The 11,957-nt window shown below is 63.1% G+C and carries 10 protein-coding genes, 1 tRNA gene and 4 pseudogenes; 3 read left to right on the forward strand and 12 right to left on the reverse strand.

Features of this window, described 5'->3' with window-relative positions; all coding sequences use genetic code 11:
* Window positions 1-39 precede the first annotated feature (39 nt).
* Window positions 40-112 (forward strand) — tRNA-Thr (locus tag F4Y38_14950).
* Here the strand turns inward: F4Y38_14950 and F4Y38_14955 are convergent.
* Window positions 68-601 carry a hypothetical protein gene (locus tag F4Y38_14955; GenBank protein MXY50579.1) on the reverse strand — a complete coding sequence of 178 codons (534 nt, stop codon included), beginning with the start codon at window positions 599-601 and terminating at the stop codon, window positions 68-70. The genes F4Y38_14950 and F4Y38_14955 overlap by 45 nt on opposite strands.
* A 336-nt stretch (window positions 602-937) precedes the next feature.
* Here F4Y38_14955 and F4Y38_14960 point away from each other — a divergent pair, with 336 nt between their 5' ends.
* Window positions 938-1,225 (forward strand): hypothetical protein, encoded by a 288-nt coding sequence (locus F4Y38_14960; protein MXY50580.1) that lies wholly within the window; start codon window positions 938-940, stop codon window positions 1,223-1,225.
* Window positions 1,226-1,675: 450 nt separating this feature from the next.
* Window positions 1,676-1,993 (forward strand): hypothetical protein, encoded by a 318-nt coding sequence (locus F4Y38_14965; GenBank protein ID MXY50581.1) that lies wholly within the window; start codon window positions 1,676-1,678, stop codon window positions 1,991-1,993.
* Here the strand turns inward: F4Y38_14965 and F4Y38_14970 are convergent.
* The 11 genes and pseudogenes from F4Y38_14970 to F4Y38_15020 form a co-directional block, all read right to left on the reverse strand.
* Window positions 1,895-2,371: pseudogene (locus F4Y38_14970) on the reverse strand (alcohol dehydrogenase catalytic domain-containing protein). The gene F4Y38_14965 and the pseudogene F4Y38_14970 overlap by 99 nt on opposite strands.
* A 531-nt stretch (window positions 2,372-2,902) precedes the next feature.
* Window positions 2,903-4,087 (reverse strand): annotated as a pseudogene (locus tag F4Y38_14975) (hypothetical protein).
* A gap of 909 nt (window positions 4,088-4,996) precedes the next feature.
* Window positions 4,997-5,527: pseudogene (locus F4Y38_14980) on the reverse strand (hypothetical protein).
* A gap of 261 nt (window positions 5,528-5,788) precedes the next feature.
* Window positions 5,789-6,619, reverse strand: a pseudogene (locus F4Y38_14985) (polyketide synthase).
* Window positions 6,525-7,457, reverse strand: a complete 933-nt coding sequence (locus tag F4Y38_14990) for a lipoate--protein ligase family protein (protein MXY50582.1) — start codon at window positions 7,455-7,457, stop codon at window positions 6,525-6,527. Before F4Y38_14990 ends, F4Y38_14985 begins: the two are co-directional and overlap by 95 nt.
* Entirely contained in the window at window positions 7,454-8,281 is an 828-nt protein-coding gene (gene rnc, locus F4Y38_14995; protein ID MXY50583.1) for a ribonuclease III, read from the reverse strand. Before rnc ends, F4Y38_14990 begins: the two co-directional genes overlap by 4 nt.
* Window positions 8,282-8,321: 40 nt before the next feature.
* Window positions 8,322-9,563 carry a beta-ketoacyl-ACP synthase II gene (gene fabF / locus F4Y38_15000; GenBank protein MXY50584.1) on the reverse strand — a complete coding sequence of 414 codons (1,242 nt, stop codon included), beginning with the start codon at window positions 9,561-9,563 and terminating at the stop codon, window positions 8,322-8,324.
* Window positions 9,564-9,690: 127 nt separating this feature from the next.
* The gene (gene acpP, locus F4Y38_15005; protein MXY50585.1) at window positions 9,691-9,921 is read right to left on the reverse strand and encodes an acyl carrier protein; all 231 of its coding nucleotides are present in this window, start codon (window positions 9,919-9,921) and stop codon (window positions 9,691-9,693) included.
* 46 nt (window positions 9,922-9,967) lie between these two features.
* Entirely contained in the window at window positions 9,968-10,711 is a 744-nt protein-coding gene (gene fabG / locus F4Y38_15010; protein MXY50586.1) for a 3-oxoacyl-[acyl-carrier-protein] reductase, read from the reverse strand.
* Window positions 10,712-10,761: 50 nt separating this feature from the next.
* Window positions 10,762-11,757, reverse strand: a complete 996-nt coding sequence (fabD, locus tag F4Y38_15015) for an ACP S-malonyltransferase (GenBank protein MXY50587.1) — start codon at window positions 11,755-11,757, stop codon at window positions 10,762-10,764.
* A gap of 17 nt (window positions 11,758-11,774) precedes the next feature.
* A complete protein-coding gene (locus F4Y38_15020; GenBank protein ID MXY50588.1) occupies window positions 11,775-11,957 on the reverse strand; it encodes a 50S ribosomal protein L32 in 183 nt (60 codons plus the stop codon).

An 11,957-nucleotide genomic window follows, 5' to 3' on the forward strand; every position in this document is an offset into this window, starting at 1 on the left:
CGGGTAGGTCGTGCCTTATATTTAGCGCGGTTTTACCAGGCCACGATAGCTCAGTTGGTAGAGCAATTCATTCGTAATGAATAGGTCGTCGGTTCGAGTCCGACTCGTGGCTTTCCAACACCTCCAGCAACGTGTCGACTGTCTGTTCTATGGCGGTTTCCGACTGCAAGGTCTCTACCGGAATCGACACGTGTAATCCCGCTTCGATCCGGTTCCTCAATTCCACGGCCATGAGGGAATCCACCCCCAGGCTGCGCCACGTGTACCCCAGGTCCACGCTCCCCCGGTCCACTTCCACGATCCGGCCGATCGCATCGGACACGAATTCCTCGATGTAAGCACGCAGTTTGTCCATGGGCAGCGCACTCAAGTCCGCTTTCGATAGCGGTGTAATCGACTGTGGTACGCGTTCCGGACGATCATCTGGAGACAGGTACGGCGCGAGCAGCGATTCTGCAGCGGGCTCCGTCGTGGGAATCACGCCAACGCGCTGGACATCACGGTGCAACAACCAGTCCAGCAACACACCGGCCTCATCTGGCAGGATCGATCGCAGTCCCTGGCGTCTGAGACGATCGACGGCGTGTTCGTCTGCCGCCATGCCCGTACCTTCCCAGGGACCCCAGTTGATCGACGTCACCGACAGGCCCTTCTGGCGCCTGAGGTCCGCCAGACCGTCCAGATAGGCATTCGCGGCGGCGTAGGACGCCTGGCCCGTGGTGCCTACGAGGGAAGCCGCCGATGAAAACAGGACGAAGAAGTCCAGTTCGAGATCTTTTGTCAACTCGTGCAGTAGCCAGGCGCCGATTGTCTTGGGTCCGAGGACCTTGCGGAACCGTTCCACGTTCTGGGTGAGCAGAATGCCGTCGTCCAGCACGCCGGCCGCGTGGAAAACGGCCCTGATCGGCCCGTGCTCCGCCCTCAGGTCCGCTATAAATTGTCCCATTGCCTCCCGGTCGGTCACGTCGGCCTGCACATATCTGACTTTGCCAGTGGGATCGGCTTCTGGTGCCGCTTCCTCGATTCCCCTTCGGCCCGTGACGACCACCACGCCAGCTCCTCGCTCAAGCAGCCAACCCGTCAGGAAACGGCCGATCCCACCCGCGCCGCCCGTAACGAGGTAGGTCCCTCCCGGGCGAATGACAGGATCGTCATCGCCCAGGTGCACCGGAATTGGCGTTCCGTTATCCACGAGTACCAGTTTGCCCGTGTGCCGGGCCTGTGACATGAACCGGAAGGCCTCCGGTGCCTGTTCCATCGGGAAGGTCCGATAGGGCAGGGGACGTATCCTGCCATCCGCGGCCATGTCGACGATCTTCTGCAGCAAGCCGCCTGCTCGATCCGGCCGTTCCTCAATGAACTGCGCGAGATCGATGGTATGATAGGAACGGTTGTGGTCGAACAGGTTCAGGTCAATGGATCCGTGGTTCAGCAAATCGGTTTTCCCGAACTCGATAAATCGCCCGTTAGAAGCCAGCACGGACATCGAAGCCCGCATGGCGGTACCGGAAAGGGTGTTGAGCACGATGTCCATGCCCTTCCCATCCGTCTGCTCCATGATCTCTTCGGCGAAAATCAGCGATCGGGAATCCATTACATGGGAAATGCCCATCTTCTTTAGATAAGCTCGTTTTTCAGGGGAACCTGCCGTGGCGAACACCTCGGCCTCCGCCTGGTGCGCGATCTGAATAGCGGCCAGGCCCACCCCGCCGCTCGCGTTGTGTACGAGAATGCGGTCTCCGGCAGACATCCCGCCGCGTACCACGAGCCCCAGGTACGCCGTCAGAAAGGCTACGGGCAGCGTGGCGGCCTCCTCGGTGCCCAGATGTTCGGGCTTTCGGACGACCAGGCCGGCCTTCACGGTTACGTGTCCGGCCATGGCACCAGGCATCATCCCCAGGACCACGTCGCCGATTTCCACGGAGTCCGCCCGATCGCCGCGCGCGATCACTTCGCCGACGCATTCCCACCCGAAGGACGGTGGCCGCCGTGATGGTACCTTCAGCATGCCGAGGGCGGTCAGCACGTCCCGGAAATTCAAAGCGGCGGAGCGCATGCGAATGACCACCTCGTCTGGTCCGGGTTGGGATTTCTGTTTCGTTTCGAAATGGAGGTCGTCGATGGACCCCGGTTTTGACTGTGACAGTACATAGCTTGTTTTTGAAAAAGCGGTTACAGGTGCAGTTTGTGCCGTGCTACGTTCCAGGTCAAAGGGAACGAGTCGGCGGGTGAAAACACCGGCCCCTCGCAGTGCGATTTCACCGGGTAATGAGTCCGTGGCCACGATCTCCGCGAGACCTTCCATATCGATCTCGCCGGTCCCGGCCGGGAGATCGATCAGCGTACAGTTCAACTCGGGATGTTCTCGCATGGCGACCCGGCCACAACCCCAGATCGATGCATATGCCGGCGATACAAGGTCGTCTGCTTTCACGGACTGCGCGCCCGCCGTAATCAGCCGCAGGCGGCACGGAAGATCCGGGTTGTCCAGCACGGTGCGGACCAGTTCGAAGGATTCCAGGGCGGGGCCGGTGTGTTGGCAAGACTGCTCGCAGGACTGCTGACCGGACTGGCGGCCGGACTTCTGATCGCCGCCTCTCTTCCAGATCCCTGCCAAACCAATGTAGCTACTGTGGTCGCATTCCACGGATCCCAGTTTATCGGCCAGCACCCCCCAATCTGTTTCCGATCCACTGCCGGTTATGTCGATGAATTCACTCTCCACACCAGGGCGCGACAGGGCGTTGGCCAGTTTGCGCCCGAGTCGACGATCGTCCGAAAGCACGAACCAGTGGGAGGCCGGACCGAATTGCCGGTGCTCCGTCCAGCGGTTGTCGACCACCCACTCTTCGCGGTACAGTCCGTGGGGGTTGTTATTGACGTCGCGACGGCCTCCCCAGCCGCTCGCCCGGGACAGGGACACGCCTTCCAGGGTCACCGCGGGAAGGCCCTTTTCGTCAACGAGGTACACGTCGGCCAACAGACCGCCGTCATCGGAGGATTTTCGCAGCCTCGCATAGGCAATCAGGACTTCATCGCGTTCCGGAAGTCTCTGCAGCACAACGGTTTTCACGCCGACTGGTAAATGTGGGCGGTCATCCGGAGCAAGCAGCAACAAGGCCTGCAGACCAGCATCCAGGACACCGGGGTGCAGGCGGTAGGACCCGTGTCCTTCATCCCGGGGCGCCAGAGTGACCAGCGCTTCCCGGTCGGAGTATACGACGTCGTCGACTTGGCGGAAGGCGGGGCCGTATTCAAACCCCGATTCGGAGGCGCGTTCGTAGAATCGGCGGTTCGTGATCCGGCGGTCGCAGCGGGATCTGACGCCTTCCAGGTCGATGTTTTCGGTCATCCCGGCTACCTCAGTCGCCCCGGCCCCCTGAGATCTTTCGGTACGCATGTGCGCCAGCCACGTCGAAGCCGTTTCCTGAGAATCAGATTTGGAGGACAGGGTATACCGGTTCTGCCCGCGCACAACCTGGACGAGGTGGGCACCGGTTTCGGGCAAAATCAGCGGATGCAGGAGTTTGAGGTCGGTGAAGGCGACGGGGACCTCCGGTAACTTCACAACCTCCGTCTCGTCGAGCGTCTCGATGAGCATTTCGATCTGCCCGGCAAACGGCATGATGGATCGGTCCAAAACCGTGTGGTCCGCCAGGATCGGATGGGATGCCAGGCTGATCGCTCGTTCCCATACCTGGGAGTCGGGGTCGACGGACGATTCGATGGCCCGACCGATCAACGGGCGCGGGAACCGGCCGTCTATACCGCCCGAACCACCCGGACGGTCCGCTCCGCCCTGGCTGTCCAGGCCACCCGGATGTGTTGTCAAGCCATCCAGCCAGTACCGTTCCTTCTGCCAGGGGTATGGCGGCAACGGAACCCGCGTATTAGGCGGGTCTACAAGGCGCTTCCAGTGGATATCGTGTCCATGGACGTAGCACTTGGCCACGGATTCGAGCAGGACGTCCCACGCATCGCGATCACGCCGCAACGAAGCCAGCGCGTGGCCCGTCCGCCCGTATTGAGCCAGGTTCTCGTAAATAGCCGAGGAAAGCACCGGGTGGGGGCCGATCTGGATGTACAGTGCCTCCCCTTCACCAGGGATCTGCTCGAATATCCGGTTGAAAAGGATGGGACTCCGTATGTTCCGCCACCAGTGGCCCGCGTCTAGTTCCGTTCCGTCTGCCTGCGCGCCCGTGACCGTCGACAACAGGGGTACGCGGGTTTTCGCGGGAGACAACCCGTTCAGGGACGCCAGGAATTCGTCGCGGATCCCATCCATTTGGCCACTGTGATAGGCGATCCCCGTGTGCAGTTTCTGGCAGAAAAGCCGTCGATCTTCGAGCGTGGCCTGCAACCGGTCGACATCCTCTGACTCCCCCGAAATCGTCGCGGATAACGGGCTGTTGACCGCGGCGATGGACAGGCCGTCGCCGTAGGATTCTATTAGCTCCTCGGCCTCGATCGACGACACCCCCACGGCCAGCATCTCACCCCTGCCCTGCAGCTCCTTCTGTAGCCTGCTGCGCTGGTAGATGATGCGAACGCCTTCCTCCAGGGACAGTGCGTCCGCGACACAGGCTCCGGCGATTTCCCCGACGCTGTGGCCGACGACGATCTGCGGCTCGATGCCCAGGGACTTCCACAGGGCGGTCAGCGCCCACTGCAGGGCCATGTTGGCGGGTTGGGCGATTTCGACGTCGGTGATTCGTTCTCCGTCTGAGCCACTCCACATCGCGTCCTTGATCGATCTCCCTGCTGTTTCCTCGTACAGAAGATCGAACGCGTCCATCGCATCGCGAAAGACGGGGTCCGTGCGATAAAGTGCTTTCCCCATGCCGAACCATTGCGGCCCCATGCCGGTAAAGACGAAAACGACGGGCGCCGGTTTCGCGCCTATCCGTGCCGTCTCGAGCCGATCGGGGATGCCGCCCGCGCAAAACTCCTCAAGATTTCGGGCGGCTTCTCCCAGCTCCTCGAACACCAGCGCCAGGCGGTGATCGAGATCGGACCGGTGCAGGGCGAGCGTAGCCGTGAAATCGCCGGGCGGTATATCGGGGTGGCTTCGCAGCAAGGTAACCGTGTCCGCCGCTTTCTGCTTCAATGCGCCGGCACTGTGGGCGGACAAGGTAAGCAGCAGAGGATCGTACGGGTCGGCCTCGCTCTGCGAACTGTCCTCACCGTGTGATCCGCCCTTTTTGACCGTCGCCGCTCCGTTTCCGGTTCGCGCATCGGCTGGATGTCTATGGGATTCCGTGACCGGTGGAGACCCGAGCACGACGTGGGCGTTGGCGCCGCCGAATCCGAAGGAATTCACACCGGCGAAGGCGGGACCGGGGATGCTGACCGGCTCGGTGGCCACCTTCAGGCCGAGTTCTTCGAAGGGGATGTCGGGATTCGGCTGATCGAAATGCAGGGAGGGCGGCAGGATGCCGTGCTTCAGCGACAGCGCCGTCTTGATGAGACCTGCGACTCCGGCCGCGGCCTCGGTGTGGCCGATATTGGTCTTCACCGAACCGATCAGGCAGCCCGCGCCGTCCGTGACGCGTCCTTCCCCCGTGGCGCGTCCGATGGCCATCGCTTCAATGGGGTCGCCTGTGGGCGTTCCCGTGCCATGGGCTTCCACGAAGGCAAGCTGAGCGGCGTCTACGCCCCCTTCGCGTGCGGCCGCCTCGATGACGGCTTCCTGCGCGCTTTGCCTCGGGACCGTCAGGCCGCGGCTGCGCCCGTCCTGGTTGATCGCGGACCCGTGAATGACCGCGTAGATCGCATCGCCGTCCTCCACCGCGTCGGACAGGCGTTTCAGCACCACGATGCCCGCGCCGTCGCTGCGTCCATATCCGTTCGCCCCCTGGTCGAAGGCCCTGCAGCGCCCATCCGGCGATAACATCTGCGCCTGCTCGAATCCGCGCGTCGTCTGGGGCGTCAACAGTAGATTGGCGCCGCCGGCGAGGGCGGCCGTGCACGTCCCGGCATGGATGTCGCGGCAGGCCAGGTGTATGGCGGTCAGTGACGAAGAACAGGCCGTGTCCACCGCAATGCTCGGGCCCTTCAGGTCCAGGTAGTAGGAGATCCGGTTCGCCGCGATGCTCAGCGTCCCGCCCGTGTTGGTGTGCATGCCGACTTGCGAAGGCGCCGCGTACCGCTGGAGGTCCCAGTATTCGTCAAGGAAGATCCCCATGTACACCCCGACGGGCCGGCCTTCCAGCCTGGCCGGGGGGATCCGCGCGTCTTCCAGCGCTTCCCAGGCGAGTTCGAGCAGGATGCGCTGTTGGGGATCGATGTGGCGGGCTTCCCGGGGAGAGATGTTGAAGAACGCCGCGTCGAACCGGTCGATTTCGTCGACGAAACCGCCCCATTCGGGAAAGTCCCCGCCTTCCGGCCACGGTTTCCACAGCGATTTCCGCTCATCCGGAACCGGACGAATGGCGTCTCCGCCGTTCAGGACGAACTCCCAGAAGGATCGGGGCGTCGATATATCCCCGGGAAACCGGCAGGCGATGCCGGTTATGGCAATAGGTTCACCGGACATGGCTCGCGGTCCTGCGATAGGTCCAGTCGGCGTTTGCGTACCGGGTGCGGACCAACGACTCGGCTGCCCGCCGCTCCACTGCATCCAGCACGTCCGTTCGGCCTTCCACGTTCAGGCGGTCGAGCATCGAACGGGACAGGCGGTTGGTCCATTCCTCGAAGGAGGGCAGATCGGGGATCAATTCGGCAACGGAGACGGTCCGGTGGTTCAGCAACCGGGCGATGGTCTCCCGGCGTTCCGGTTCGTGGGCGGGCATCAACAGGGGAAGCCTGCGGTGCCCCGGACCCAGGAGCATGGATCCGTGCTGCAGCACGACCCCGCGAGATCGGCGCTGGGCGCTGCCGGCCAGTTTTCTGCCGGCCACCGTGATCTCGTAACGTCCAGTGGCCGTGAAGCATACGTCGTCATTGCCACCCGAACCGCAACGCCCTTCCTTCGCCAGTTCGGCCGGTATATCGAAGTGCTTCAGCGTTTCAACCAGCGCCTCGCTCACCGTGCGGAGCATCACGCCGGACCGGCCTCCCAGCGCGGGATGGGATTCCGGCGCGACCAGGCTGTAGGCCAGTTCCTGGTCGTGCAGCACCGCGCGCCCCCCGGTGATCCGCCGGACCACGCCGATACCGTACCGTTCGCACTGACCGAAATCGACTTCTTTTTCGGCCTCCTGCCCGTATCCAATGGACACGGCGGGCGGACACCACGAATAGATGCGCAACGCCATCATCTCCGCGTCTCCCCGGCTCGCGTCCCGCTGGCTCGCGTCGTCCCAGCCCGCGTCGCCTCGGCTCGCGTCGTCCCGGCCCGCGTCCCGCCGGCTCGCGTCCCGCTGGCTCGCGGCTCGCCGGCACGTGTCCAGCAGCGCTTCGTCCACGGCCATGTTGTACGCGGCGAAACATCCGGGCGTGGAGAGTACGCGGATCATGACCGATCGAAGTCGCGGTCGGACTGCAACTGCTCCACGGCCTGTCGCGCTGCATCCTGTTCCGCGTTCTTCTTGCTGGTGCCCGTGCCTTTGCTGACGGGGTTTCCCGCGACGAAGACTTCGATGGTGAAGATCTTTTCGTGATCGGGACCCACGGCGGAATCGACGCGGTATTCCGGCTGGCCGATGCCTTCGCCCTGCGTGTATTCCAGCAGCGCGCTTTTGTAGTTCAGCGTGTGATCGATATGGGAGGGACGTTCCGCGCTCAGTTCCTGCAGGAGGGTACGGTCCAGGAAGCGTCGGACCGGCTGAAGCCCGCCGTCCAGGTAGATAGCGCCGATGAGGGATTCGTAGGCATCGGACAGGATCGAGTGGCGAAACCGGCCGCCGGATCGGGCTTCACTGGTACTCAGCAGCACATAGCTTCCGAGCTTCATCGCCCGGGCCTGGCGGGCGAGCGCCTTCCGGTTGACCAGCGTGGACCGGAGCTGGGTCAGTTGGCCCTCGCGGCGCCCGGGGTACTTGTGGTATATGAACTCGCCGACCACGAGATCCAGCACCGCGTCGCCCAGGAACTCCAGCCGTTCGTTGGAGTGCACGCCCGACTGCTCCCGGGAATATACGTAGGAACGGTGCTTGAGCGCCGTGATCAGGTAATCGGGGTTCTTGAAGCGGTAGTCGATGTATTTCTGAACCTGGCGGACGTTTTCACGTTCAAGGGCCGTTCGGTTCGCGGCGTGACCGGATGCACCGCTATTCAGGCCCGAGACCAGGGCACTGGCCGCGCGTCGCAGCTTCTGCAGAATGGAATGCCGATTTGGCACGGTAGTCCCCGAAGCACGTCCGAGGCTTTTCGGAAAGAAGCTACGCCGTGTATTTCCTGATCACGAGCGTCACGTTGTGCCCTCCGAAACCGAACGAATTGGTTAGGGCCGCCCTCACTTCCCGTTCCCGGCCCGCGTTGGGGACGTAGTCCAGGTCGCAATCGGGATCGGGCTCCTCGTGGTTGATGGTAGGATGGACGAAATCGCGGGCGACGGACAGCGTGGTCGCGATGAACTCGACTCCTCCGGACGCCCCCAGGAGGTGGCCGACGAGCGATTTGGTGGAGCTGATCGCCAGGCTATGCGCTTGATCCCCGAAGACCTTTTTGATGGCCAGGGTTTCGATGCGGTCATTGAATGGCGTGGACGTGCCATGGGCGTTGATGTAATCGATTTCGTCCACGGCCAGTCCGGCGTTCCGAAGCGCCAGGTGCATGGATCGCGCCGCGCCTTCACCCGATTCATGGGGTTGAGTGATATGAAAGGCATCCGCCGTCGCGGCGTAACCCGCCAGTTCGGCGTAGATCGTTGCACCGCGCCGCTTCGCGTGAGCCAGGGTCTCGAGGACGACCATGCCGGCGCCTTCGCCGAGTACGAATCCGTCCCGTTGGGCATCGAAAGGCCTGCTTGCCCGCTCCGGCTCTTCATTTCGCAGGGACAGGGCCCGCATGTTGCTGAACCCGGCCACGGCCATGGGGGATATGCTGGCCTCCGTGCCGCCGGTGACCATGACGTCCGCGTCCCCGTGCTGCAGGATCCGGAACGCGTCGCCGATGCCGTGCGCGCCGCTGGAACAGGCCGATACCGTGGTGTAGTTGGGCCCTTTCAGGCCGTGAATCATTGAGATATGGCCGGGCGCCATGTCCGCGATCATCATGGGGATGAAAAAGGGACTCACGCGTCCCGGTCCCTTGTGCACCAGGTTGGCATGCTGGTTTTCGAAAGTCCATATCCCGCCGACGCCCGTACCCAACACCACCCCGATGCGGTCCCGGTCCTCGGCGTCGAGATCCAGCCCGGAGTCGTCGATCGCCATTTGCGCCGCGATCACGGCGTATTGGACGTTCTCGTCCATTCGCCGCACTTCTTTCCGGTCGATGTAGTCCGCCGCGTTGAAGTCCTTCAATTCGGCGGCGATTTTCGCCGGAAAGGCGCTCACATCGAATTTCGTAATAGGCCCTACGCCGCTCTGACCCGCGCAAAGAGCCTTCCAGTAAGTATCGAGCGTGAGACCCACGGGACTCAGGACGCCCATACCGGTGACGACAACGCGTTCAGCCACCCCGACGCCTCCCGAAATCAGCCAGTCGAGTCACCCAGCCTGCGTGGAAATCCCGATCTGCATGGATATCCCGGTCTGCATGGATATCCCAGTCTGCATGGATATCCCGGCCGGGCCTCGATATGAATCAGCCGTCTAAATTGGACTGGAGATACTTGATCGCGTCGCCGACCGTGACGATCTTTTCGGCATCCTCGTCGGGGATCTCAATGTCGAACTCTTCTTCGAGGGCCATGACGAGTTCGACCGTATCAAGCGAGTCGGCGCCCAGGTCGTCGGTGAACGAGGCATTGTCGGTGACCTGGTCACCGTCCACACCAAGTTGTTCGGCGATGATCTCCTTTACGCGGTCTTCCATCTTCTTTCCTCCTGTACAGATGATTGTAAAAAACCGGCTGCTTTCCTCACATGCCCATGCCGCCGTCGACGCGCATCACCTGGCCGGTTACGAAAGCGGCGTCGTCGGACGCCAGAAAGGCCGCGATGCCGGCGACGTCATCGGGTTGTCCGGCCCTGGACAGCGGCGTGGCTTCCAGGAACGCGGACCGCACCGCCTCGGGAAGCGCTTCCGTCATGGCCGTTTCGATGTATCCCGGAGCGATCGCGTTGACCGTGATGCCCCTGCTGCCCACCTCTTTAGCCACCGATTTGGTGAAACCGATGATTCCGGCCTTGGAAGCGGCGTAGTTGGCCTGGCCCGGGTTGCCCGTAAGGCCCACGATTGAGGTCATGTTAATGATCCTGCCGCTGCGCTGCCGCATCATCTGGCGGATTACGGCCTGCGTACAGACGAACACGCCGCCCAGGTTCACGTGGATGACTTCGTCCCAGTCATCCTGTTTCATGCGCATCAGGAGCGTGTCCTTGACCGTCGCCGCGTTATTGATCAGGACGTCGATGGACCCGTAGTCCTCGACCACGCTGTCGACCAGGTTCTTCACGCTGTCCCGGTCATCGATGCTCAGGGAAACGCCCCGGGCATCGCCGCCCTTGCGGTTCAGCGCGTCGGCGGCTTCCTGCGCCTTCGCGCCGTCGCGGCTGGACAGGATGATCCGGGCGCCTTCCGCGGCGAAGCGTTCGGCGACGGCGGAACCGATACCCTGCGCTCCGCCCGTTACGATGGTGACCTTGTCCTTTAAGCCCCGCAAACTTGAAGTACTCCGCGCGTGCGTGTCGTTATCCGTAAAACGAAACCGGTTTACCGCGATTCCAACCGATCGGCCACGAGCCGTCCGTGCGTTTCCGCCACAGGCCGACCGATCGATTCCGCCACGGCCGTGACGTCGGCAAGTTTGTCCGCGTTCAGGACGGCGATGCCGCGGTGCATCCGCTTCATCAGCCCCGTGAGCACGTTGCCCGGTCCTGCTTCCACCACGGTGTCCACCTCTTGATCGGCCAGCGTCTGCATCGATTCCGCCCAGCGCACGGGGTGGGTCAGCTGTTCGATCAGCAGGCGGCGGATTTCATCGGGCTCCGTCACGGCCCGGGCGTTCACGTTGGCCACTACCGGCGTTTCCAAGCGGGAAAAGGGGGTCTTTTCAATCGCCTCGGAGAGGCCGTGCCGAGCATATTCCATGAGTTCGGAATGGAAGGCGCCGCTGACCTTGAGCGGAACGACCCGTTTCGCGCCCGCCGACCTGGCACCGTCCATCGCCCGTTCTACGGCCGGCACGGCCCCGGCGATGACCGTCTGTACCGGTGCGTTGTAGTTCGCCGGTTGAACGGGTTCGTCATCCGCGCAGGCGGCCCGGCAGACTTCGTCGATCTCTCGTGGAGACAGGCCGATCACGGCCGCCATGGTTCCCCGACGCCGCTGTCCGGCCTCGTGCATCAGTGCACTGCGCAGTCGGACCAGGCGCAGCGACTCCTCGAAATCGAGGGCGCCGGCCGCCACCAGCGCCGAATACTCGCCCAGGCTGTGGCCGGCGACGAAATCCGGTTCGATCCCATGCGCTTTCAGCATGGATGCGACCGCCACGCTGTGCACCAGGATGGCCAGCTGCGTGTAGTTCGTCTGCTTCAGGGTTTCGGCGGGGCCGTCGAAGGAGACGCCGGCGATATCGGCGCCGGTGATCTCGCGGGCCTGCTGGTAAAGCGATCGAACCTGCGGATACCGGTCGTGCAGGTCCCGGCCCATGCCGACGTACTGCGAGGCCTGGCCCGGAAACAAGAAGGCGATCCTGGCTTGGGTCATGGGTATCGGCGCCGAACCTAAATCGCTTCGACTTCCTGGACTTCCCTTCCTTGGTAGTGTCCGCAGTGGGGACAAACGCGGTGTGCGCGTTTCATCTCCCCGCAATGGGAGCATTCCACCAGCGTCGGCATCTGCAGCACCCAGTGCGTACGGCGCTTACGACTCCGTGCCCGAGATTGGCGTCGCTTGGGCAGGGCCAT

The sequence above is a fragment of the Gemmatimonadota bacterium genome, from assembly GCA_009838645.1.
Classification (GTDB): Bacteria; JAAXHH01; JAAXHH01; order JAAXHH01; family JAAXHH01; genus JAAXHH01.

What these genes read in the sequence shown, in the direction of transcription:
- F4Y38_14955 (MXY50579.1), bottom strand. Translation starts at nt 601, where the DNA reads ATGGCGGCAGACGAACACGCCGTCGATCGTCTCAGACGCCAGGGACTG.
- F4Y38_14990 (MXY50582.1), bottom strand. Translation starts at nt 7,457, where the DNA reads ATGATCCGCGTACTCTCCACGCCCGGATGTTTCGCCGCGTACAACATG.
- acpP (MXY50585.1), bottom strand. Translation starts at nt 9,921, where the DNA reads ATGGAAGACCGCGTAAAGGAGATCATCGCCGAACAACTTGGTGTGGAC.
- fabD (MXY50587.1), bottom strand. Translation starts at nt 11,757, where the DNA reads ATGACCCAAGCCAGGATCGCCTTCTTGTTTCCGGGCCAGGCCTCGCAG.
- F4Y38_15020 (MXY50588.1), bottom strand. Translation starts at nt 11,957, where the DNA reads ATGGCCCTGCCCAAGCGACGCCAATCTCGGGCACGGAGTCGTAAGCGC.